The 23,182-nt window shown below is 61.3% G+C and carries 23 protein-coding genes; 20 read left to right on the top strand and 3 right to left on the bottom strand.

What is annotated here, in order from left to right; translation table 11 throughout:
- The first annotated feature begins 71 nt into the window (after window positions 1–71).
- The 4 genes from ACIO0C_RS27545 to ACIO0C_RS27530 all read left to right on the top strand — a co-directional run bounded on the left by ACIO0C_RS27545 (window position 72) and on the right by ACIO0C_RS27530 (window position 3,239).
- Complete coding sequence (locus ACIO0C_RS27545) at window positions 72–731, top strand: transglutaminase family protein (protein ID WP_401317040.1); 660 nt, start codon at window positions 72–74, stop codon at window positions 729–731.
- A gap of 43 nt (window positions 732–774) precedes the next feature.
- On the top strand, window positions 775–1,398 hold the full coding sequence (locus ACIO0C_RS27540; RefSeq protein WP_401317037.1) for a glutathione S-transferase family protein: 624 nt from the start codon (window positions 775–777) through the stop codon (window positions 1,396–1,398).
- Window positions 1,399–1,530: 132 nt separating this feature from the next.
- A complete protein-coding gene (locus ACIO0C_RS27535) occupies window positions 1,531–2,463 on the top strand; it encodes an ABC transporter ATP-binding protein (RefSeq protein WP_401317035.1) in 933 nt (310 codons plus the stop codon).
- The gene (locus tag ACIO0C_RS27530; protein ID WP_020799677.1) at window positions 2,460–3,239 is read left to right on the top strand and encodes an ABC transporter permease; all 780 of its coding nucleotides are present in this window, start codon (window positions 2,460–2,462) and stop codon (window positions 3,237–3,239) included. The genes ACIO0C_RS27535 and ACIO0C_RS27530 overlap by 4 nt, the downstream gene beginning before the upstream one ends.
- A 75-nt stretch (window positions 3,240–3,314) precedes the next feature.
- Here the strand turns inward: ACIO0C_RS27530 and ACIO0C_RS27525 are convergent, their stop codons facing one another.
- Entirely contained in the window at window positions 3,315–3,836 is a 522-nt protein-coding gene (locus ACIO0C_RS27525) for a DUF2062 domain-containing protein (protein ID WP_401317031.1), read from the bottom strand.
- A 136-nt stretch (window positions 3,837–3,972) separates the two neighbouring features.
- Here ACIO0C_RS27525 and ACIO0C_RS27520 point away from each other — a divergent pair, with 136 nt between their 5' ends.
- The 12 genes from ACIO0C_RS27520 (at window position 3,973) to ACIO0C_RS27465 (ending at window position 15,427) form a co-directional block, all read left to right on the top strand.
- Entirely contained in the window at window positions 3,973–6,207 is a 2,235-nt protein-coding gene (locus tag ACIO0C_RS27520) for a DNA internalization-related competence protein ComEC/Rec2 (RefSeq protein ID WP_401317030.1), read from the top strand.
- A gap of 98 nt (window positions 6,208–6,305) precedes the next feature.
- Window positions 6,306–6,941 carry a MotA/TolQ/ExbB proton channel family protein gene (locus ACIO0C_RS27515; protein ID WP_046817689.1) on the top strand — a complete coding sequence of 212 codons (636 nt, stop codon included), beginning with the start codon at window positions 6,306–6,308 and terminating at the stop codon, window positions 6,939–6,941.
- Window positions 6,938–7,366, top strand: coding sequence for an ExbD/TolR family protein (locus tag ACIO0C_RS27510; protein WP_401317027.1), 429 nt, complete (start codon window positions 6,938–6,940; stop codon window positions 7,364–7,366). Before ACIO0C_RS27515 ends, ACIO0C_RS27510 begins: the two co-directional genes overlap by 4 nt.
- Window positions 7,366–8,376, top strand: coding sequence for a tetraacyldisaccharide 4'-kinase (lpxK, locus tag ACIO0C_RS27505; RefSeq protein WP_401317085.1), 1,011 nt, complete (start codon window positions 7,366–7,368; stop codon window positions 8,374–8,376). Before ACIO0C_RS27510 ends, lpxK begins: the two co-directional genes overlap by 1 nt.
- Before the next feature lie 25 nt (window positions 8,377–8,401).
- Entirely contained in the window at window positions 8,402–8,587 is a 186-nt protein-coding gene (locus ACIO0C_RS27500; protein WP_007945752.1) for a Trm112 family protein, read from the top strand.
- Window positions 8,584–9,348 carry a 3-deoxy-manno-octulosonate cytidylyltransferase gene (gene kdsB, locus ACIO0C_RS27495; protein WP_401317024.1) on the top strand — a complete coding sequence of 255 codons (765 nt, stop codon included), beginning with the start codon at window positions 8,584–8,586 and terminating at the stop codon, window positions 9,346–9,348. Before ACIO0C_RS27500 ends, kdsB begins: the two co-directional genes overlap by 4 nt.
- On the top strand, window positions 9,348–9,812 hold the full coding sequence (locus tag ACIO0C_RS27490; RefSeq protein WP_401317021.1) for a low molecular weight protein-tyrosine-phosphatase: 465 nt from the start codon (window positions 9,348–9,350) through the stop codon (window positions 9,810–9,812). Before kdsB ends, ACIO0C_RS27490 begins: the two co-directional genes overlap by 1 nt.
- Window positions 9,809–10,828 (top strand): UDP-N-acetylmuramate dehydrogenase, encoded by a 1,020-nt coding sequence (gene murB, locus ACIO0C_RS27485; protein WP_401317020.1) that lies wholly within the window; start codon window positions 9,809–9,811, stop codon window positions 10,826–10,828. Before ACIO0C_RS27490 ends, murB begins: the two co-directional genes overlap by 4 nt.
- 240 nt (window positions 10,829–11,068) lie before the next feature.
- Entirely contained in the window at window positions 11,069–11,539 is a 471-nt protein-coding gene (locus ACIO0C_RS27480; protein WP_401317017.1) for a (2Fe-2S)-binding protein, read from the top strand.
- A complete protein-coding gene (locus ACIO0C_RS27475; protein ID WP_401317015.1) occupies window positions 11,536–13,857 on the top strand; it encodes a molybdopterin cofactor-binding domain-containing protein in 2,322 nt (773 codons plus the stop codon). Before ACIO0C_RS27480 ends, ACIO0C_RS27475 begins: the two co-directional genes overlap by 4 nt.
- A complete protein-coding gene (locus ACIO0C_RS27470; RefSeq protein WP_401317012.1) occupies window positions 13,857–14,840 on the top strand; it encodes an XdhC family protein in 984 nt (327 codons plus the stop codon). Before ACIO0C_RS27475 ends, ACIO0C_RS27470 begins: the two co-directional genes overlap by 1 nt.
- Window positions 14,837–15,427, top strand: a complete 591-nt coding sequence (locus tag ACIO0C_RS27465) for an NTP transferase domain-containing protein (protein WP_401317009.1) — start codon at window positions 14,837–14,839, stop codon at window positions 15,425–15,427. The genes ACIO0C_RS27470 and ACIO0C_RS27465 overlap by 4 nt, the downstream gene beginning before the upstream one ends.
- A 93-nt stretch (window positions 15,428–15,520) precedes the next feature.
- Here the strand turns inward: ACIO0C_RS27465 and rne are convergent, their stop codons facing one another.
- Window positions 15,521–18,748 carry a ribonuclease E gene (gene rne / locus ACIO0C_RS27460; RefSeq protein ID WP_401317006.1) on the bottom strand — a complete coding sequence of 1,076 codons (3,228 nt, stop codon included), beginning with the start codon at window positions 18,746–18,748 and terminating at the stop codon, window positions 15,521–15,523.
- 702 nt (window positions 18,749–19,450) lie between these two features.
- On the opposite strand from rne, the gene rluC reads away from it, so the two are divergent.
- From rluC to ACIO0C_RS27445, 3 genes are read left to right on the top strand one after another with little or no spacing between them, the layout of a single operon-like run.
- The gene (rluC, locus tag ACIO0C_RS27455) at window positions 19,451–20,413 is read left to right on the top strand and encodes a 23S rRNA pseudouridine(955/2504/2580) synthase RluC (RefSeq protein ID WP_401317004.1); all 963 of its coding nucleotides are present in this window, start codon (window positions 19,451–19,453) and stop codon (window positions 20,411–20,413) included.
- Window positions 20,400–21,062 (top strand): HAD-IA family hydrolase, encoded by a 663-nt coding sequence (locus ACIO0C_RS27450; RefSeq protein WP_401317002.1) that lies wholly within the window; start codon window positions 20,400–20,402, stop codon window positions 21,060–21,062. The genes rluC and ACIO0C_RS27450 overlap by 14 nt, the downstream gene beginning before the upstream one ends.
- A 24-nt stretch (window positions 21,063–21,086) precedes the next feature.
- Complete coding sequence (locus ACIO0C_RS27445) at window positions 21,087–22,076, top strand: S49 family peptidase (protein ID WP_401317001.1); 990 nt, start codon at window positions 21,087–21,089, stop codon at window positions 22,074–22,076.
- 47 nt (window positions 22,077–22,123) lie between these two features.
- On the opposite strand, the gene ACIO0C_RS27440 is transcribed toward ACIO0C_RS27445, so the two are convergent.
- Window positions 22,124–22,702 carry a Maf family protein gene (locus ACIO0C_RS27440; protein WP_401316998.1) on the bottom strand — a complete coding sequence of 193 codons (579 nt, stop codon included), beginning with the start codon at window positions 22,700–22,702 and terminating at the stop codon, window positions 22,124–22,126.
- Between the two features lie 105 nt (window positions 22,703–22,807).
- Here ACIO0C_RS27440 and ACIO0C_RS27435 point away from each other — a divergent pair.
- Window positions 22,808–23,182 (top strand): metal-binding protein (locus ACIO0C_RS27435; protein WP_401316996.1); only part of this gene is annotated, 375 nt, incomplete at its 3' end.

Below are 23,182 nucleotides of genomic sequence, written 5' to 3'. Positions count from 1 at the left end.
TTGGCCGAAACGTCGTTATCTCTGTGCTGAACCTCTCGCTAGACTCGGGACTTGCCCTGGAGATTGCCCGCATGCACGAGTACCTGAGCCCCGGCCGCTTCATCGATAGTGACCACCCCTCAGTGGTGGAGTTCGCCGAAAAACATCGCGGTACCAGTCGCGACCCGCTCGAGCAGGCGATCCATCTCTATTACGCCGTGCGCGAGGCGGTGCGCTACAACCCGTATACCTTCAGCCGCGATCCACAGACTTTGCGTGGCAGTTATGCGCTGGCGACCGGGGAAAGTTATTGCGTGCCCAAGGCCACCTTGCTGGCAGGGGCAGCAAGGCATTGCGCGATTGCTGCACGCATCGGCCTGGCGGACGTTCGCAATCATCTGTCGACCCCGCGCTTGCTCAAGTTGCTCAAGAGCGACGTGTTCGCGATGCACGGCTACACCGAGCTTTATCTGAAGGGGCGTTGGGTCAAGGCCACCCCTGCGTTCAACCAGGGCTTGTGCGACCTGTTCAATGTGGCGCCGCTGGAATTCGACGGGATCAACGACAGTGTTTTTCATCCCTTCAATCGTGACGGCGAGAAACTGATGGAGTACCTGATCGACCACGGCCAGTTCACCGACGTGCCGGAAAAGTTCTTCTTCGAACACCTTGAAAAGTGTTATCCACACCTGTTCGGCGAGCATCTTGCGCCGCTGCTGGGAGACATGCAGAGCGATTTGAGTCGCGCCTGATCCGGCGTATGCTGCCTGCGCATTCATCAATCGAGAGGCGGACATGCTGAAGATCTGGGGTCGGAAAAATTCATCGAATGTCAGAAAACCATTGTGGGCCGCCGAGGAACTGGGCCTGGCCTATGAGGCCATCGATGCGGGCGGTGCCTTTGGTGTCGTCGATACGCCCGAGTACCGCGCCATGAACCCCAATGGCCGCGTGCCAGTGATTGAAGAGGATGGATTCGTGTTGTGGGAGTCCAACGCCATCGTCCGTTATCTGATGGCCAGGCATGCGCCGAATACCCCATGGTATCCGGCAGACCTGCAAGCGCGGGCCAGCGCCGAGAAGTGGATGGACTGGACCACGTCGAGTTTTGCAGGACCGTTCCGCACGGTGTTCTGGGGCGTGTTGCGCACCCCGGCCGATCAACAGGACTGGCCCGCGATCAAGGCGGCGATCAAGGAATGCGAAGCGCTGCTGGCGATGGCTGACCAGGCGTTGGCGACCAGGCCATACCTGTCCGGTGACGAGATCGGCATGGGCGACATTCCCTTGGGCAGTTTCATTTATGCCTGGTTCGAGATGCCGATCGAGCGTTCGTCGCTGCCCCGCCTGGAGGCCTGGTACGCACGGTTGAAACAGCGTCCGGCGTATCGCAAGGCGGTCATGACCGCGTTGACTTAATACTCACTATCGACACACTTGACTGTACTTGTGGGGCGGCGACAAGCACCATTGCACTGATGCGCCGCGGTTGCATTGCTCGCCGCCCGCCCATATCTGTCCCTTTCTTCCCTTCTTGGTGCGTAATCCGATATGAGTTCCGCTCTGTCCATACGGCAGCTAACCAAAACCTACGGCAACGGTTTCCAGGCCTTGAGTGGTATCGATCTGGATGTCGCCGAAGGTGACTTCTTCGCCTTGCTCGGCCCCAACGGCGCCGGCAAGTCCACGACCATCGGCATTCTCTCGACCCTGGTGAACAAGACCAGCGGCACGGTGAATATCTTCGGTCATGACCTGGACAAGAACCCGGCGGCGCTCAAGCGCTCCATCGGCGTGGTACCCCAGGAGTTCAACTTCAACCAGTTCGAAAAGACCTTCGACATCGTCGTGACCCAGGCCGGTTACTACGGCATCCCGTCGAAAGTCGCCAAGGAACGCGCCGAGCAGTACCTGACCCAGCTCGGCCTGTGGGACAAGCGCGATGTGCCGTCGCGTTCGCTGTCCGGTGGCATGAAGCGTCGCCTGATGATCGCCCGGGCGCTGGTTCACGAACCGCGCCTGTTGATCCTCGACGAACCGACTGCCGGGGTGGACATCGAGCTGCGTCGTTCGATGTGGACCTTCCTCACCGAGCTGAACAAGAAAGGCATCACCATCATCCTCACCACGCACTATCTGGAAGAGGCTGAGCAGTTGTGCCGCAACATCGGCATCATCGACCACGGCACCATCGTCGAGAACACCAGCATGAAGCAGTTGCTCGGCCAGCTGCACGTCGAGACTTTCCTGCTGGATCTGAAGAGCAGTGTGAGCGCGCCACCACAGTTGATCGGCTATCCGTCACGCTTGCTCGATGGTCACACCCTGGAAGTCCAGGTGGACAAAAGCATGGGCATCACTGCGCTGTTCACTCAGTTGGCGCAGCAGAACATCGAAGTGCTGAGCCTGCGTAACAAAACCAATCGCCTCGAGGAGTTGTTCGTGTCCCTGGTGGAGAAAAATCTGTCGAAGGTGGCGGTATGAGTTCCGAGCTGCAGCCCAACCTCGTAGCCCTCAACACCATCGTTTACCGTGAGGTCCGGCGCTTTACCCGGATCTGGCCACAGACCCTGCTGCCGCCAGCGATCACCATGGTTCTGTACTTCGTGATTTTCGGCAATCTGATCGGCCGGCAAATCGGCGACATGGGTGGCTTCACCTATATGGAGTACATCGTGCCGGGGCTGATCATGATGTCGGTGATCACCAACTCCTACGGCAACGTGGTGTCGAGTTTCTTCGGCAGCAAATTCCAGCGCTCCATCGAAGAACTGATGGTGTCGCCGGTGTCGCCGCACACCATTCTGATCGGCTACACCCTCGGTGGTGTGCTGCGCGGTTTGATGGTCGGGATCATCGTGACGCTGTTGTCGCTGTTCTTTACCGATTTGCAGGTGCATCACCTGGGTGTGACCATTCTGGTGGTGGTGCTGACGGCGACCATTTTCTCGTTGCTGGGCTTCATCAACGCCGTGTTTGCGCGCAACTTCGATGACATCTCGATCATCCCGACATTTGTGCTGACGCCCTTGACCTACCTGGGCGGGGTGTTCTACTCGATCTCGTTGCTGCCGCCGTTCTGGCAGACCGTGTCCCTGGCCAACCCGGTGCTGCACATGGTCAATGCCTTCCGTTACGGCATTCTCGGTGTTTCGGATATCCGGATCAGCATTGCGATTACGTTCATGGTGGTGGCGACGATCGTGCTGTACATCGGTTGTGCGCGGTTACTGGTGAGTGGGCGCGGGATGCGTACCTGATTTCCAGGTGAACGCGTTCCTCTGTAGGAGCCGCATTCCAAATCAAAACGGCGCCAATGGCGCCGTTTTGCATTCTCACATCCGCCGCCGCCGCTGCTTGCGCCGTCGCCACTGCCGCGCAACCCACCAACGCCAGTACAGCATCACCAGGCAATAAGCCAACGCCCCAAGCACCAGGCCCACCACCACCGACCCCAGCAAAAACGGCTGCCACAAGGTCGAGAGCTGAGCGCTGATCCATTCCCAGGTCAACTCATCGGGCAGATGGCGAGCAGGAACATCCATCAGCCAGGCGCCGGTCTGATAGGTGCAGAAGAACACGGCCGGCATGGTGATCGGGTTGGTCAGCCAGACCAGGCTGACCGCAATCGGCATGTTGCCGCGCACGATGATCGCGAGAACCGCGGCGACCAGCATCTGCAACGGAATCGGCAGGAATGCCGCGAACAGGCCTACTGCCATGCCCCGGGCGACGGAATGGCGATTGAGGTGCCACAGGTTCGGGTCATGCAGCAGGGTGCCGAGAAAGCGTAAGGACTTGTGTTCCCTGATGCTGGTCGGGTCTGGCATGTAGCGTTTGAATAAGCGCCGGGGCATAAGGCTTCTCGGTCGATCAAGGCGGCAAGTATGTCTGGATTCTATGAGGCGCCCATTCAGACTTTGTGACAATTGTTAACGACGGACGTGCGCCAGGCCGGCTATGCCTAGGGACGGGACTCTCAAGGACGGGCTTATGCGCACAGGGATGATGGCGCTGGCGTTGGGCCTGCTGGCCTTGCGTTTTTTACCGGTCTTACCGCCGGTCTGGTTGTGGTTGTTGATGCCGATCATGGGTTTGATGTTGCTGCCGTTCCGGACGTATCCAGCGGCGTTTTTCCTGTTCGGCTTGAGTTGGGCGTGCCTTCATGCCCAGTGGGCCCTGGATGATCGGCTGTCGCCGGCCCTCGACGGGGAAACGCGTTGGGTCGAAGGGCGGGTCAGCGGGTTGCCACAGAATGGCGAGGGTGTGGTGCGTTTCGAACTGACCGACAGTCAGTCGCGACGCACTGTCCTGCCGCGACACTTGCGGCTGGCCTGGTACGACGGCCCGCCGGTCAACAGCGGCGAACGCTGGCGGCTGGCGGTCAAGCTGAAGCGACCCATGGGGTTGCTCAATCCGCATGCCTTCGACTATGAGGCCTGGCTGTTGGCGCAACGCATCGGTGCGACCGGGACCGTCAAGGCCGGGGAGCGACTTGCACCCGCCCGGTGGGCCTGGCGCGACGGTATCCGCCAGAGGCTGCAGGCCGTGGACGCCCAAGACCGGACTGGCGTGCTGGTGGCGTTGATACTGGGAGACGGCGCGGGACTCAGTCGCGAAGACTGGCAGGTGTTGCAAGACACCGGCACCGTGCACCTGCTGGTGATTTCCGGGCAACACGTCGGCTTGTTGGCGGGGCTGGTTTATCTGGTGATCGCCGGGCTTGCCCGTTACGGCTTGTGGCCAGGTCGTCTGCCGTGGTTGCCTTGGGCCTGCGGCCTGGCTTTCGTGGCCGCCCTTGGCTATGGGCTGCTGGCAGGCTTCGAAGTGCCGGTTCGCCGAGCCTGCCTGATGATCGGATTGGTGCTGCTATGGCGCCTGCGTTTTCGCCACCTGGGTGCCTGGTGGCCGTTGTTGCTGGCGCTCAATGGCGTCTTGCTGATGGACCCGTTGGCGAGTCTGCAACCGGGTTTCTGGCTGTCCTTCGCGGCGGTGGCGGTGTTGATCTTCACGTTCGGTGGGCGCTTGGGGCCTTGGCCATGGTGGCAAACCTGGACCCGTGCCCAATGGTTGATCGCTATCGGACTTGGCCCATTCTTGCTGGTCCTGGGGTTGCCGATCAGCCTCAGCGGGCCACTGGTCAATCTGCTGGCGGTGCCCTGGATCAGCCTGGTGGTGCTACCCCCTGCATTGCTCGGGACACTATTGCTTCCGGTGCCCTACATTGGTGAGTGGCTGCTGTGGCTGGCGGGCGGCTTGATCGATTGGCTGTTCACCGGGCTGGCATTGGTCGCCGGCAAGGTTCCTGCGTGGTTGCCCGCGGCCATCCCGCTATGGGGCTGGGGCATCGGCACACTGGGCGCCTTTTTGTTGCTGCTGCCGCGCGGCGTGCCGATAAGACCGTTAGGCTGGCCTTTACTGCTGTTACTGGTTTTTCCTCCGCGGCCGATGCTGCCCGAAGGCATTGCCGAGGTCTGGCAACTGGATGTGGGGCAAGGGCTGGCGATCATGGTGCGCACTCGCCATCACACTCTGCTGTATGACGCCGGTCCGCGTTTGCGGGGTCTTGACCAGGGTGAGCGGGTGGTACTGCCGGCATTACGGAAACTGGGTGTGAAGGCGGTCGACCTGATGTTGATCAGCCATGCCCATGCCGATCACGCCGGTGGTGCCCGGGCAGTGGCCAACGGCTTGCCGGTCAAACGGGTGCTCAGTGGCGAACCTGCCGACCTGCCTGGCGAGTTGCAGGCCGAGGGCTGTGAGAGTGGCCGGCAATGGACCTGGGATGGGGTGAACTTTCAACTGTGGCACTGGCCCCAGGCCAGGGACAGCAACCAGAACTCCTGCGTGTTGCAGATCGAAGCCAATGGCGAGCGATTGTTGCTCAGCGGTGACATCGACACCCACGCCGAGCGTGCGTTGCTCGACAGCGCATTGGCCGTGCCTACCGATTGGTTGCAGTCGCCACACCACGGTAGTCGCAGTTCGTCTTCGAGGGCGCTGCTCAACGTCTTGCAGCCCAAGGCGGCACTGATCTCCCGTGGCCAGGGCAACTCGTTCGGCCATCCTCATGCGGTAGTGATCGAACGCTATCGCAATCGTGCGATGGTGATCTACGACAGTGCCGAGCAAGGCGCCGTTCATCTGCAACTGGGGCGTTTCGAAGCACCGCGCTCGATGCGTCAAGAACGGCGCTTCTGGCGCGATCCGCCACCCTCGGGCAAATAACCCGGGGTTATCAATGGCCGACCGGATGCGACATCACAGTCTTCGGTGCGCCCACCCCCTATGTTAGAGTGGCGCACTTTTTCGAGGGGACTGTCACTGTGTGGGAATTGGTCAAATCCGGCGGCTGGATGATGCTGCCGATCATCCTGAGTTCCATCGCGGCAATGGCAATCGTTGCCGAACGCCTGTGGACCCTGCGGGCCAGTCGCGTGACCCCGGAGCACTTGCTCGGGCAGGTCTGGGTCTGGATCAAGGACAAGCAACTCAACAAGGAAAAGCTCAAGGAGCTGCGCGCCAACTCGCCCTTGGGTGAGATCCTGGCCGCTGGCCTGGCGAACTCCCGGCATGGTCGCGAGATCATGAAGGAGTGTATCGAAGAGGCCGCCGCGCGGGTCATCCACGAGCTGGAACGCTACATCAATGCCCTCGGCACCATCGCCGCCATGGCTCCGTTGCTCGGGCTGCTGGGGACGGTGCTGGGCATGATCGACATTTTCAGTGCGTTCATGGGCACGGGCATGGCCACCAACGCCGCGGTGCTGGCCGGGGGTATCTCCAAGGCGCTGATCACCACGGCCGCCGGGTTGATGGTCGGTATCCCGTCGGTATTCTTCCACCGCTTCCTGCAACGCCGGATCGATGAACTGGTAGTCGGCATGGAGCAGGAGGCGATCAAGCTGGTCGAAGTCGTACAGGGTGATCGTGACGTGGACCTGGCGGGGGGCAAAGCGTGAAATTCCGCCGCAAGCAACGGGAGAATGTAGACATCAACCTCGCGTCGCTGATCGACGTGGTGTTTATCCTGCTGCTGTTTTTCGTCGTGACCACCACGTTCACCCGTGAAACCCAGTTGCGCGTCGATCTACCCGAAGCGGTCAGCGGTGCGCCTTCCGATGACCAGACCCGGCAACTGGATATCGCGATCAGTGCCGATGGCTTGTTTTCGGTGAACAACCAGGTATTGCCCAAAAGCGACCTGGCGACGCTGATGGATGCCCTGCAGAAACAATCCAACGGCGACACCAGTCGGCCGCTGTCCATCAGCGCCGACGCAAAGTCCCAGCATCAGTCGGTCATCACCGCCATGGACGCTGCCGGCAAGCTCGGCTTCAGCCATTTGCGCATGACCACAGTCGAGGCGGCGCCGCCCGCGCCCTGATAGCCATGTCCGATCGCTTGCTCGCTGCGTGGTACCGGGGTCATCCGGCCCTGAAACTGTTACAGCCGCTGGAGTGGTTGTACCGCTGCGTGGTCAACAACAAGCGCAAGCGCTTTCTGGCCGGCGAGGGTGATATCTATCAGCCACCGGTTCCGCTGATCGTGGTGGGCAACATCACCGTCGGTGGCACCGGCAAGACACCGCTGATCCTGTGGATGATCCAGCACTGTCAACGTAGTGGTTTGCGGGTCGGCGTGGTCAGCCGGGGTTACGGTGCAAAGCCTGCGCAATTGCCGTGGCGGGTCGAGGCGCAGCAAAGCGCCGACATTGCCGGCGATGAGCCGCTGTTGATCGTGCAGCGTACCGGCGTGCCCTTGATGATCGATCCGGATCGCAGTCGCGCGGTCAAAGCCCTGCTGGCCAGTGAGCCGCTGGACCTGATCCTGTCCGATGATGGCATGCAGCATTACCGCCTGGCCCGGGACCTGGAGCTGGTCCTGATCGACGCTGCCCGCGGATTGGGCAACCGCCGCTGCTTGCCGGCCGGGCCTCTGCGTGAACCGGTCGAGCGTCTGCAAAGTGTCGACGCGGTCCTCTACAACGGCGCCACGGCGGACAGCGGCGACGGCTTTGCTTTCCAGTTGCAACCGACGGCACTGGTCAACCTGCAAAGCGGCGAACGACGCCCGCTCGATCACTTTCCCGCGGGCCAGGCGCTGCATGCGGTGGCCGGGATCGGTAACCCGCAACGTTTCTTCAAGACCCTCGAAACGCTACACTGGCAGCCAGTCCCGCATGCGTTCGCCGACCACGCCGAATACAGTGTGCAGGCCTTGAATTTCAACCCGTCATTGCCATTGGTGATGACCGAAAAGGATGCGGTGAAGTGCCGTGCCTTCGCCGCCGCCGACTGGTGGTACCTGGCGGTCGACGCTGTGCCGTCGCCAGCCTTCACGGCCTGGTTCGATACCCAGTTGATGCGCCTGTTGCCGGCGCGTCTTTTGCCTTAACTCCGTTTCTATCCAGGGAATGATCATGGACACCAAATTGCTCGATATCCTCGCTTGCCCGGTCTGCAAAGGTCCGCTCAAGCTCAGCGCCGACAAGACCGAGCTGATCAGCAAGGGCGCTGGCCTTGCGTACCCGATTCGCGACGGCATCCCGGTGATGCTCGAAACCGAAGCCCGTACCTTGACCACCGACGAGCGCCTGGATAAATGACTACAGCCTTTACCGTTGTTATTCCTGCGCGCTACGCCTCCACCCGCCTGCCGGGCAAGCCGCTGCTGTCTATCGCTGGCAAACCGATGATCCAGCACGTTTGGGAACAGGCGTGCAAAAGTAGCGCAGAGCGCGTGGTGGTTGCCACGGACGATGCGCGCATCGCCCAGGCCTGTGAAGGTTTTGGTGCCGAAGTGGTGATGACTCGCGAAGACCACAACTCCGGAACCGATCGCCTGGCTGAAGTCGCGGCGAAGCTGGGCCTGGCAACAGACGCGATCGTGGTCAACGTCCAGGGTGACGAGCCGTTGATACCACCGAGTGTCATTGACCAGGTGGCCGTCAACCTGGCTGCCCACACCGAAGCGCGCATGGCCACGCTGGCCGAGCCGATCGAAGACCTGGAGAGCCTGTTCAACACCAACGTGGTCAAGGTCGTCAGCGATCTCAATGGCCTGGCACTGACCTTCAGTCGCGCCACGTTGCCATGGGCGCGGGACACGTTCGCCAAGAGCCTGGAGCAAATGCCCGAAGGTGTGCCGTATCGCCGCCATATCGGCATCTATGCCTACCGCGCCGGTTTCCTGCATGACTTCGTCAGCTGGGGCCCGTGCTGGCTGGAGAACACCGAGTGCCTGGAGCAGCTGCGCGCCTTGTGGCACGGGGTACGGATCCACGTCGCCGATGCACTGATCGCGCCGCCTGCCGGCGTCGATACCGTTGAAGACCTTGAGCGCGTTCGTCGCCTGCTGGAGGCCTGATGCGGGTTTTGTTTGTCTGCCTGGGCAATATCTGCCGTTCACCCACGGCCGAAGGCGTTCTGCGGCATAAGTTGCGCGAAGCGGGGCTGGCCGATCAAGTCGAAGTAGCCTCCGCCGGTACTGGCGACTGGCACGTGGGCAGTGCACCGGACAAGCGCAGCCAGGCGGCGGCCCAGCGGCGTGGTTATGATTTGTCCGCCCAGCGCGCCCAGCAGGTCACCCGCGCCGATTTCGCTACGTACGACCTGATCCTGGCGATGGACAACAGCAACCTGCGCAACCTCATGAATTTGCAACCAGCCAAGAGCAAGGCGGAGCTGGACCTGTTCCTGCGTCGCTACTCCTCGGAGATCGATGAAGTCCCGGACCCGTACAACGACAGTGAACATGGCTTTGAACATGTGCTGGACTTGATCGAACGCGCCAGTGACCTGTTGGTGATCGAACTGAAGGAACGGTTATGAGTTTGCAACTGCGATCACGGGTTTCGCTCAAGCCGTTCAACAGCTTTGGCGTGGATGTCCAGGCCCGCCTGTTTGCCGAGGCCCACAACGACGCCGATGTGCGTGAGGCCCTGGACTATGCGCGGGAACACCAGGTGCCCTTGCTGGTGATCGGCGGTGGTAGCAACTTGCTTCTGACGGCCGATATCGAATCACTGGTGCTGCGCATGGCCACCCGTGGAATACGCGTGATCAGCGACGATGGCAGCAAAGTCGTGATCGAGGCCGAGGCGGGCGAACCCTGGCACCCGTTCGTGCAGCACACCCTTTTGCAGGGCTTGTCGGGACTGGAAAACCTCAGCCTGATTCCCGGCACCGTTGGCGCGGCACCCATGCAGAACATCGGCGCGTATGGCGTGGAGATCAAGGATGTGTTCGCCGGTCTGACCGCCCTGGATCGCCAGAGTGGTGAACTGCGCGACTTCAGCCTGCAAGAATGCAACTTCGCTTACCGCGACAGCGTGTTCAAGCAGGCGCCTGGTCGCTGGTTGATCCTGCGCGTGCGTTTCATCCTCGATCGCACCGCGCACCTGCATCTGGAGTACGGTCCTGTGCGTCAGCGCCTGACCGAGCAGGGCATCGATCATCCCACGGCCACGGACGTCAGCCAGGCCATTTGCAGCATTCGCAACGAGAAACTTCCGGATCCGGCGGTGCTCGGCAATGCTGGCAGCTTTTTCAAGAACCCTCTGGTGCCCGCGGCGCTGGTCGCACAGATCAAGGGTCAATACCCGGACCTGGTGGCCTACGCACAACCCGACGGGCAGATGAAGCTGGCTGCTGGTTGGTTGATCGAGCGGGCAGGGTGGAAAGGCTTTCGCGATGCCGATGCAGGCGTGCACAAAATGCAGGCACTGGTGCTGGTCAATTACGGCAATGCGACAGGGTTGCAACTGCTGGACCTGGCACAGCGCATCCAGAAAGACATTTCAGAGCGTTTCCATGTCGACCTGGAAATGGAGCCCAATCGGTATTGAGCTAAGCTTTCATGACGGATTGCCAAAGCCCTGCATAACTCAAGTTGTGCAGGGCTTTTTTGTTAATGCAGGCTTAATCCGGTCTGCTGACGATGCAAGCATTTGCTCCACCAAAGGCCCGGTGCAGACGTGTCCGTTCGCACAAAAGAGCCCATTAGCCTGAGCCGATCTGCGTGACCCACCAAAGATCCAACGGCAGATTGCTCGACCCCATAACTCAAGCACTATGCGGGCGTGCCCATGATTACCCTGAAACTCAACGGTCAAGACCATCCACTCGATGTCACCGAGGATATGCCCTTGCTCTGGGCGATTCGCGACGTGGCCGGTTACAACGGCACCAAGTTTGGCTGTGGCATGGGCCTTTGCGGCGCCTGCACGATTCATATCGAAGGTGCACCGGTGCGCAGTTGCATCACGCCGATTGGCTCGGTCGTCGGCCAGAACGTCACCACCATCGACAACCTGCACGCCGACCCGGTTGGCAAAGTCGTGCAGCAGGCCTGGCTCGATACGGCCGTGGCCCAATGCGGTTACTGCCAGGGTGGGCAGATCATGTCTGCCACGGCGCTGCTCAAGACCAATCCCGACCCCAGCGACGAGCAGATCGAAGAGGCGATGGTCGGCAACATCTGCCGTTGCGGCACCTATAACCGCATCAAGAGCGCCATCCGCCAGGCATCCACTCACCTGAAGGAGGCCAAGGCATGAGCCGGTCAGCGAATGATTTCGCCCTGAGCAACCTCAGTCGGCGGGGCTTCCTCAAGGGCGTGGGGGCCGCCAGTGCGCTGGTGGTCGCCGCGAGTTGGGGCTGGCAAGACGCGCTTGCCGAAGAGGCACAGAAAAAGTTCGGTGCCGACGGCATGCCCAATGGCTGGATCGACGATCCCAAGGTTTATGTGAGCATTGCCACTGATGGCTCGGTGACGGTGGTCTGTAACCGTTCCGAAATGGGCCAAGGCGTACGGACCAGCCTGGCCATGGTGGTGGCCGACGAGCTGGAAGCCGATTGGGCGCGGGTCAAGGTGCAACAGGCGCCGGGCGATGAAGTACGGTTCGGCAACCAGGATACCGACGGTTCGCGCAGCATGCGGCACTGGTACGAGCCGATGCGCCGCTGTGGCGCCGCCGCCCGGACCATGCTGGAACAGGCCGCCGCCGACCAATGGAAAGTGCCGGTCGGCGAATGTCGTGCGCAGTTGCATAAAGTCATCCATAAGCCTTCCGGTCGCGAACTGGAGTATGGCGCCCTGGCCGCTGCTGCCAGCGCCCTGGCGGTGCCTGCCCGGGACAGCCTGCGACTCAAGCAGCCCTCGGAGTTTCGCTACATCGGCAAGGAAGGCACCCGGGCCATCGATGGCGACGACATCGTCAACGGTCGCGCGGTGTACGGCGCAGACGTGCATTTCGATGGCATGCTGTACGCCACCATTGCCCGGCCCGCGGTGTACGGCGGCAAGGTCAAGAGCTTCGATGGCAGCGCGGCGATGAAAGTGCCGGGGGTGGTCAAGGTCATCCAGATCGAAAGCCGTCCCTTGCCCTCTGAATTCCAACCCCTGGGTGGCATCGCGGTAGTGGCCAACAACACCTGGGCGGCGATCAAGGGGCGCGAGGCCTTGAAAATCGAATGGGACGACGGCCCCAACGCCAGCTACGACTCGATCGCCTACCGCAAGGAGCTGGAGGCCGCCTCGCTCAAGCCCGGCAAAGTGGTACGCAATACCGGCAACATCGACGACGCCCTGGCCAATGCCGTGAACACCCTGGAAGCCTCCTACTATTTGCCGCACCTGTCACAATCGCCAATGGAGCCGATGGTCGCCATCGCTCGCTACAAGGACGGTGTGTGCCAGGCCTGGGGGCCAAGCCAGGCGCCGCAGGTCACCCGCGAGCGCATCGGCGAACGCCTGGGCGTGCCATTCGATAAAGTCACCTTCAACGTGACGTTGCTGGGAGGAGGCTTCGGGCGCAAGTCCAAACCCGACTTCATCATCGAAGCGGCCATCCTGGCCAAGGAGTTCCCCGGCAAGGCGGTGCGGGTGCAATGGACCCGTGAAGACGATATTCACTGTTCCTATTTTCACACCGTGTCGGCCGAATACCTCAAGGCCAGCCTGAACAAGGACGGCTTGCCCTCCGGCTGGCTGCACCGCACGGTGGCGCCGAGCATCACCGCGTTGTTCGCGCCTGGCATGAACCACGAGGCTGCCTTCGAGCTGGGCATGGGCTTCACCAACATGGCCTACGCGATTCCCAACATTCGCCTGGAAAACCCCGAGGCCACCGTCCACACGCGGGTTGGCTGGTACCGCTCGGTATCGAACATCCCCCACGGTTTTGCGATCCAGAGCTTCATCGATGAACTGGCGCACAAGGCCGGGGAGGACCCGCTCAAGTACCAGGTCAGATTGCTCGGCCCGGACCGTCAGATCGATCCGCGCACCTTGAGTGAAGAATGGAACTACGGTGAATCGCCCGAGCGTTATCCGATCGACACCGCTCGCCTGCGTACGGTACTGGAAACCGCCGCCAAGGCTGCCGGTTGGGGGCGCGAGTTGCCCAAGGGCCGAGGCCTGGGCCTAGCGGTGCACTACAGCTTCGTGACCTACGTGGCGGCGGTGATCGAAGTCGAAGTCAAGGACGATGGCACCTTGATCGTGCACAAAGCCGACATCGCCGTGGATTGCGGGCCGCAGATCAACCCCGAGCGGATTCGCGCGCAGTTCGAGGGCGCCTGCGTCATGGGCCTGGGCAACGCGGTGTTGGGCGAAATCAGCTTCAAGGATGGCAAGGTCCAGCAGGACAACTTCCACATGTACGAAGTGGCGCGCATGTCCCTGGCGCCCAAGGAAGTGGTGGTGCACCTGGTCACGCCGCCGGGCAACGTACCGTTGGGCGGTGTGGGCGAGCCGGGTGTGCCGCCGATTGCGCCGGCGCTGTGCAACGCGATCTTCGCCGCCACCGGCAAGCGTATCCGCAGCCTGCCGATCCGTTATCAATTGCAGGGTTGGCAGAAGGTCGAGGCGTGATGGACAGTGCCGATCTGAATGTCCTGCGCAGCGTGCTGGAATGGCGCCGCGCAGGCCAGCGGGTGATGTTGTACAGCGTCGTGCAGACTTGGGGCACCGCGCCCCGGGCGCCTGGCGCCATGCTGGCGTTGCGCGGGGACGGCGTGGTGATTGGCTCGGTGTCCGGCGGCTGTGTCGAGGACGATCTGATTGCCCGCTTGCATGACGGTCGCATTGCGGCCGACGGGCCGCCGGTGCAACTGATCACCTACGGCGTGACTCGTGAGGAGGCCGCCCGCTTCGGTTTACCCTGCGGCGGCACCTTGCGTTTGACCGAGGAGCGCGTTGGCGACCCAGGGTGGGTTGCCGAGTTGCTGGCGCGTTGCGAAGCCCATGAAATCGTCGCGCGTTCGCTGGATATCGCCACCGGTGTTGTCATTTTGCAGCCCGCCGCCAAGACCGATGTGCTGGCTTTCGATGGCCAGGTCCTGCGGGCCATTTATGGTCCGCGTTGGCGCTTGTTGTTGATCGGCGCCGGGCAGTTGTCCCGGTATGTCGCAGAGATGGCGCGTCTGCTGGATTTCGAAGTACTGATATGCGATCCGCGCAGCGAGTTCGTCTACGGCTGGGAGGAGCAGCACGGCCGATTCGTCTCGGGCATGCCCGATGAGGCGGTGGTGAACATCCAGACTGACGAGCGCACGGCCATCGTGGCGCTGACTCACGACCCCCGCCTGGATGACATGGCCCTGCTGACAGCGCTCGACTCCCGGGCTTTTTATGTCGGCGCACTCGGTTCGCGGGTCAACAGCCAAAAGCGCCGGGACAATCTGGCCCAGCTCGGCCTGTCGCAACAGGCCATCGAACGGCTGCACGGCCCGGTCGGCTTGCACATAGGCAGCCATAGCCCGGCGGAAATCGCCTTGTCGCTGATGGCCGAAATCGTCGCAATCAAGAACGGCGTCGAGCTCAAGCAGAAGAAACCCCTGCGGGAGGGTGTATGAGTGAGTCCATCGGGGTGATCGTGCTGGCGGCGGGGCAGGGCAGTCGGTTTCGACAGGTCGCGGGCGAGGACAAGGACAAGCTGCTGGCTGATTGCATGGGGCGTGATGGCGCGGTTCGATCCGTCATCGAACACGTCCTGGTGAATCTGCCTTCCACGTTGGATAAGCGCTTTTTGGTGACCACGGCCGATCGACCGCAAGTGAGTCGCATGGCCAAGGCCTATGGCTGCGAGGTTGTCCCGATCGAATCGACCGGGATGGGCGACAGCATTGCGGCCGGGGTGGCGGCGTGCGCGCAACTTGATGGTTGGCTGATGCTGCTGGGGGACATGCCGTTCATCCTGCCGTCGAGCATTGAACAGGTTGTGGCTCAGATGGCCGATGACAGCATCAGCGTGCCGGTACAGGAGGGTGAGTATGGGCATCCGGTGGGCTTTGGACGCCGTTTTGGTCCGGGGTTGATGGTGTTATCAGGCGATCGCGGCGCCAAGGCGTTGTTTGCCCAGGGGCGGGTGGTTGAAGTGAGGGTGGATGATCCGGGTGTGTTGTGGGATGTGGATGTGCCTGAAAAGCTGAACTTCAAATAATCGCTCCTACAGGGGGAGGGGCGGTGTGATTGTTTCGGACATAAAAAAGCCCCGCCCGGGATCACCGGGCGGGGCTTTTCATAGCCTGGGGAATCAGACGAGAGGTTTAGGCTCGTGCTCTTTTTCCTGGGCTTTCTCGTGTTGCTCAACCGCTTCCTGAACGGAACGAGGTGCTTCGGCAATCACCGACTCAGCCGGCTCGGCAGCGACTTCATCAGCCGGTGCTGGCTCGGCAGCAACCACTGCTTCAGCCTGAGCAGCAGCGGCCGCCAGTTCGGCTTCCTTCTGCAGACGCTCTTCTTCACGCTTGCGGCGACGCACTTCACGTGGGTCGTTCGGTGCGCGGCCGCTTGGCGTCAGGGCGCTGACAGGCGCGGCTTCAACAACCGGAGCAGGCGCTTGAGCAGCCACCGGAGCTTCAACCACCGGAGCAGGCACTTCGGCAACCACCGGCGCTTCAACCACTGGAGCAGGCTCGGCAGCGGCAACCACTGGCTCGGAAACCACTTCGGCTTCAGCGACCGGCGCTGGAGCAGGGGTTTCGGCTACGGCTGGCTCGGCAACCCAGTTGAACGCCGTTTGCTCTTCGCGAACTTCACGAACAGTTTCAGTCACGGTTTCGGAAACGGTTTCGCTAACCGGTTCTGCAACTACGGCTGGCTCAGCGGCAGCTTCAAACACTGGCTGTACTTCTGGCGCTGCTGCCACTTCGATTTCCGGCGAAGCGGTGGCTTCGACCGGAGTCGTCGCTTCCACGACTGGCGCTTCGACCGGAGCCGTTTCCAGGGTAGCGGCAGTGGCGCGTTCGGCTTGCTCGTTGGCCTGTGCTTCGGCCGGAGCGCTGATCACGCTGCTGGCAACGGCTGCGGTAACAGCCAGGCCGGCGGCCAGGTCAGCAGTGCTTGGCGTTTCATTGCTATCGCCGGCTTCGGACTCATCCGAACCTTCGATCACGTTGCCGTTGGCATCACGCTGACGCTCGCGACGGTTGCTGCGACGACGCTGGCCACGGGAGCGGCGGCGTGGACGATCGCCTTCGGCGCCTTCCTGACCCTCTTCCGGCAGTTGCTCTTCGTTGCTGGTCAGCTCTTCTTCGGCCACAGCAGCCGCTTGTTCGGCACGTGGTTGACGTTCTTCACGCGGTGGGCGTGGAGTGCGTTCTTCGCGTGGCGGGCGGGCCGGGCGTTCTTCAGTGGTAGCGGCGGCGACGGCAGCAGCGGCAGGAGCGACGGCGTCCAGCGGCTCACGCAGTTCACGCACACGCTCTTCACGCTCGCCACGTGGCTTGCGATCTTCGCGCGGAGCGCGCGGTGCGCGTTCTTCACGAGGGGCGCGTGGTGCGCGTTCTTCGCGAGCTACGGCTGGAGTTTCTTCGCGGGCTTCGCGCGGCTCGCGTACTTCGCGTGGCTGGCGCTCTTCGCGCGGTTCGCGTGGGGCGCGTTCCTCACGGGGGGCGCGCTCTTCACGAGGTTTGCGCTCTTCATCGCGGCGACCGGTACGGGTGCGGCTCTGCTGGCGACCGTTGCGACGTTCTTCGTTGCTACGGGCTGGACGCTCGGGGGCAGCCGGTTTCTCAACCACGGCCGGAGCGACTGGCTCTTCCTTGGTGGCGAACAGGCTGACCAGCGACTTCACCAGGCCTTTGAACAGGCTTGGCTCTGGAGCGGCTACAGGTGCGGCAACCGGAGCGGCGACGACTTCGGTCGGAACCGGAGCGTTGGCGCGGGCGGGAGCCGTCTTGACCGCGGCTTCCTGGCGAACCAGGGTGCGGGTCGCGGCGGCTGGCTGTACTTCTTCGACTTCGGCAGCGGCAGCAGCAATTTCGTAGCTGGACTGGTTGATCGCCGCTTCCGGGCTGTCATCACGCAGGCGCTGCACTTCGAAGTGCGGCGTTTCGAGGTGATCGTTCGGCAGGATGACGATGCGAGCACGGGTGCGCAGTTCGATCTTGGTGATCGAGTTACGTTTTTCGTTGAGCAGGAACGCGGCCACCGGGATCGGCACTTGTGCACGAACTTCGGCGGTACGGTCTTTCAGGGCTTCTTCTTCGATCAGGCGCAGGATCGCCAGGGACAGCGATTCAACGTCACGGATGATGCCGGTGCCGTTGCAACGCGGGCAAACGATGCCGCTGCTTTCGCCCAGGGATGGACGCAGGCGCTGACGGGACATTTCCAGCAGGCCGAAGCGCGAGATGCGACCGACTTGCACGCGAGCGCGGTCGGCTTCCAGGCATTCGCGGACTTTTTCTTCCACGGCGCGCTGGTTCTTGGCAGGGGTCATGTCGATGAATACGATGACGATCAGTACGCAGATGTCGCGCAGGCGCAACTGACGGGCGATTTCTTCGGCGGCTTCAAGGTTGGTCTGCAGCGCGGTTTCTTCGATGTCGCTGCCTTTGGTGGCGCGCGCCGAGTTGATGTCGATGGACACCAGGGCTTCGGTCGGATCGATCACGATGGAGCCGCCGGAAGGCAGTTCGACGACGCGCTGGAAAGCGGTTTCGATCTGGCTTTCGATCTGGAAGCGGTTGAACAGCGGCACGCTGTCTTCGTACAGCTTGATCTTGCTGGCGTACTGCGGCATCACCTGGCGGATGAAGGTCAGGGCTTCGTCCTGGGCTTCAACGCTGTCGATCAGCACTTCGCCGATGTCCTGGCGCAGGTAATCGCGGATCGCGCGGATGATCACGTTGCTTTCCTGGTAGATCAGGAAAGGCGCGGAACGGTCCAGCGAGGCTTCTTTGATGGCGGTCCACAGTTGCAGCAGGTAGTCGAGGTCCCACTGCATTTCTTCGCTGCTGCGGCCCAGGCCGGCAGTGCGCACGATCAGGCCCATGTCGGCTGGTGCGACCAGACCGTTCAGCGCTTCACGCAGTTCGTTGCGCTCTTCACCTTCGATGCGACGGGAAATACCGCCGGCACGCGGGTTGTTCGGCATCAGGACCAGGTAACGACCGGCCAGGCTGATGAAGGTGGTCAGGGCCGCGCCCTTGTTGCCACGCTCTTCTTTTTCGACCTGGACGATGACTTCCTGGCCTTCGCTCAGGACGTCCTTGATGTTGACGCGGCCTTCAGGAGTTTTCTTGAAGTATTCGCGGGAAATTTCTTTGAGGGGCAGGAAGCCGTGGCGCTCAGAGCCGAAATCGACAAAGGCAGCCTCCAGGCTTGGTTCGATGCGAGTGATCCGGCCTTTATAGATGTTGGCCTTCTTCTGCTCGCGTGCACCGGATTCGATGTCCAGGTCGTAGAGGCGCTGGCCATCTACCAGTGCAACACGCAACTCTTCGGGTTGAGTTGCGTTAATCAGCATTCTTTTCATGTAGTACCGTCGGTTTCCGGGCTGCCGGAAACGGCGTTCGGCACACACGACTTCTCATGGTCGGTGTCAGGTGCGTCGGGAGTGGTTGGCCATTCCCGTGTCCAGCGATGTCCGGCCAATGTGGGCCTTTGTCGCGACGTACGCGTCCTGCTTGCTGTGGCTACTTAAGCACTCAGTCAGGAGGAGGAATCAACCGGCGGCTGTGGACGAGATGAAGCGTCTTGATAAAGCCTATTGCTACACAGGCCAGCGGTTGTGCATCTCCACCCTACACGTATCCCTGATAATTCGGGTGCTGCCGCGCGCAGAATCCGCAGCGGGTTGGCATTTACCGTGAGCTCCGAAAGGGGAGGTCACGCATCATGGCTAATTTAGGCGTTGTTTCCGAAGCCTTTCGCTCGGGGTCATCCGCAGCTGACTGCACTTTGTGAACTGGCCATGAATATTGGCTCGAAAAGCGAGTGGAAACTCTGCTTTGCGGTTTGATTCAGGCCTCATGTCACCTGCGCTTGTTACAGTTGCAAACTCCACCGTTACGTAGCGAAAGCCCCGTAGGACGGCCTCGCGTCCTGGTGAATTGCGTTGGTCAGGGCCGGTTTTTGACCGTTGGTCCGCTGGCCAGGCCGCTTTTGGCGGCGTTCGCGACTATAGCAGCAATGATTAAGTGCTTCAATTCCATAAAAAATTGTTATCATCCGCGCCATGACGACGACTACCCCCCCGACTCCAGGCGTACAACTGCTTGAGGTCTCGCCGGAATATGCCGGCCAACGTATTGATAACTTCCTTCTCGCTCGGCTCAAAGGCGTGCCCAAGACCTTGATTTACCGCATTTTGCGCAAAGGCGAAGTGCGAGTGAACAAGGGTCGGATCAAGCCCGAATACAAGCTGCAGGCGGGCGATATCGTGCGCGTGCCGCCGGTTCGCGTGCCTGAGCGCGACGAGCCGGTACCGCTGGCCCAGGGGCTCTTGCAGCGCCTGGAAGCCTCGATTGTCTTCGAAGACAAGGCCCTGATCGTGATCAACAAGCCCGCCGGCATTGCGGTGCATGGTGGTAGCGGCCTGACTTTCGGGGTGATCGAAGCCTTTCGTCAGTTGCGCCCCGATTGCAAGGAGCTTGAACTGGTTCACCGTCTCGACCGTGATACCTCCGGCCTGTTGATGATCGCCAAGAAGCGCAGCATGTTGCGCCACTTGCACACCGCATTGCGCGGTGATGGCGTCGACAAGCGCTACATGGCGCTGGTGCGCGGTAACTGGGCGAGCTCGATCAAGCAGGTCCGCGCGCCGCTGGGCAAGAGCAACCTGCGCTCCGGCGAGCGCATGGTCGAGGTCGATGAGGAGGAGGGCAAGGAGTCGGTGACCGTGTTCAAGGTCCTGCGCCGCTTCGGCGACTTTGCCACCCTGATCGAAGCCAAGCCGATTACCGGCCGGACTCACCAGATCCGTGTGCATACCTTGCACGCCGGGCATTGCATCGCTGGTGACAGCAAGTATGGCGAGGAAGGGTTCAGCAAGGAAATTCGCGATCTGGGCGGCAAGCGCCTGTTCCTGCATGCCTACATGCTGACGGTGCCGTTACCCGATGGTGGCGAACTGAAATTGCAGGCGCCTGTCGACGAAATGTGGGCTAAAACCGTGGAGCGCCTGAGTGCACCCATCTGATTACAAGCTGCTGATCTTCGATTGGGATGGCACGTTGGCCGATTCCATTGGTCGGATTGTCGAGGCGATGCACGTGGCATCGCAGCGGTCCGGGTTTGAGCGGTGCGATGACTTTGCCGTCAAGGGCATCATCGGCCTGGGACTGCCGGAGGCGATTCGTACCCTGTATCCCGAAATCGGCGATGCCGAGCTGATTGCCTTTCGTCAGCACTACGCTGACCACTACATCGCTTCGGAAGCGCAGCCTTCGCCCTTGTTCGAGGGTGTGGTCGAGTCGCTCGAGGCGTTTCGTGCCGAGGGTTATCATCTGGCCGTGGCCACGGGCAAGGCCCGTCGCGGGTTGGACCGGGTGCTGAAGTCTCACGGGTGGGAAGATTACTTCGATATCACTCGTGCCGCCGATGAGACGGCCAGCAAGCCCCATCCGTTGATGCTTGAGCAGATACTTGCCCATTGTGATGTCCCTGCGAGTCAGGCCCTGATGGTGGGCGACTCGTCGTTCGATTTGCAGATGGCACGCAATGCCGGCATGGATTCGGTGGCGGTCAGCTACGGTGCGCAATCGATCGAAGCGCTGAAGCTGTTCGAGCCACGACTGGCCATCGATCGTTTTTCACAATTGCATGCCTGGCTGAGTCAGCGGGCCTAATACGTTATTGCTGGGGTAGATGGCATGGCCGACGAATGGAAAGCGCCCGCCAAGGCGAGCGCAGAGAGCGGTGACGAAAAAAGCTGGAAGCTGCTGGAAAAGACCCTGCTGGCCGGTGTGCAGGAGCAGCGTCGCTCCCGGCGCTGGGGGATTTTCTTCAAGTTGCTGACCTTCGTGTACCTGTTTGTCGCGTTGGCGCTGTTCACGCCACTGATGGACATGGAGAAGGTCGCTACCCGCAGTGGCAACTACACCGCGCTGATCGACATCACCGGCATGATCGCCGACAAGGAGCCGGCCAGTGCCGACAACATCGTCGGTAGCCTGCGAGCCGCCTTCGAAGACGAAAAGGTCAAGGGCGTCATCCTGCGCATTAACAGCCCGGGCGGCAGTCCGGTGCAGTCAGGGTATGTCTATGACGAGATCCGTCGTCTGCGTGGCCTGCACCCGGACACCAAGCTCTACGCGGTGATTTCCGATCTGGGCGCTTCCGGGGCGTATTACATTGCCAGTGCGGCGGACCAGATCTATGCCGACAAGGCGAGCCTGGTGGGCTCCATCGGGGTGACGGCGGCCGGGTACGGGTTTGTCGGTACCATGGAGAAGCTGGGTGTGGAGCGTCGCACCTATACCTCGGGCGAGCACAAATCCTTCCTCGATCCGTTCCAGCCGCAGAAGCCTGAAGAAACGGCGTTCTGGCAGGGCGTGCTCGATACCACGCACAAACAGTTCATTAACAGCGTCAAGCAGGGCCGTGGCGATCGCCTGAAGGACAAGGAGCATCCGGAACTGTTCTCCGGGCTGGTCTGGTCCGGCGAGCAGGCGTTGCCGCTAGGTTTGGTCGATGGCCTGGGTAACGCCAGTTATGTTGCGCGGGATGTGATCGGCGAAAAAGAGCTGGTGGATTTCACTGTTCAGGAATCGCCGTTCGATCGCTTCTCGAAAAAGCTTGGCGCCAGCGTGGCTGAGCATCTGGCGATGTGGATGGGATTTAACGGTCCGTCGCTGCGCTGACTTTTACTAGGCGCAAAAAAAAACCGGCTGCGGCCGGTTTTTTCACGTCAGGGGATTTGCACGCCTTCGGCCAGCAACATATCCACCAGCCGAATCAGCGGCAGACCGACAAGGCTGGTGGCATCAGGACCCTCGGTGCTCTGGAACAGGCTCACCCCCAATCCCTCGGCCTTGAAGCTGCCAGCGCAGTCGAAGGGTTGTTCGGCGCGTAGATAGCGCTCAATGCGTTCGCTGTCGAGGGTGCGCATGTGCACCGTGAAAGGTACGCAGTCGACCTGGCAGTGGCCGGTCTGGCTGTTCAGCAGGGCCAGTCCGGTCAGGAACGTCACGCTGGCGCCGCTTGCGGCCAGCAGTTGTTCGCGGGCTTTTTCGAACGTGTGGGGTTTGCCGATAATCCGCTCGCCAAGCACCGCGACCTGGTCGGAGCCGATAATCAGATGAGCGGTATGGCTGGTGGCCAGTGCGCGCGCTTTCTCTTCGGCGAGGCGTTTGACCAGCTCGATGGCGGATTCACCAGGGCGATGGCTTTCGTCGATGTCCGGCGAACTGCAGCTGAATGGCAACTGCAGGCGGGCCAGCAAATCTCGGCGATAAACGGAGCTTGAAGCGAGTAATAAAGGCAGCATGCGCAACTCCAAATGGCAGGCGCGAATTCTAGCGGGGCTTCCAAGTGACGGACAGGGCTGAATTTCCTTTGACATGGGCGGGTGCATCCCTATAATGCTGCGCCTATGTTGAATGACCCGATTCCACCTCACGTTGACCCGCGCAAATTGGCTGATCGTGGCACCACCCTCCAGGGTGAAATGCTGCTGGCCGATTTGGAGAGACTCTGCGACCCGCTTTCCGACAATGTCGGTACGGTGCAGGCTAAATTCGTTTTTGAACGAGATGAACGTAAATCTGTGGTCATTCACAGCTTTATCGACACTGAAGTCAAAATGGTTTGCCAGCGTTGTCTTGAGCTGGTCACCCTGCCGATCCATAGCGAATGCAGTTACGCTGTGGTGAAGGAGGGTGCGAATACCCAGTCGTTGCCGAAAGGTTATGACGTGCTGGAACTGGGCGAAGTTCCTTTGGATCTGCAGTCTCTGATCGAGGAGGTG

The organism is Pseudomonas sp. NPDC087336 (genome assembly GCF_044744285.1).
Classification (GTDB): Bacteria; Pseudomonadota; Gammaproteobacteria; order Pseudomonadales; family Pseudomonadaceae; genus Aquipseudomonas.
The sequence above is the reverse complement of the archived record's forward strand: the minus strand, read 5'-3'. Positions and strand labels throughout refer to the sequence as shown.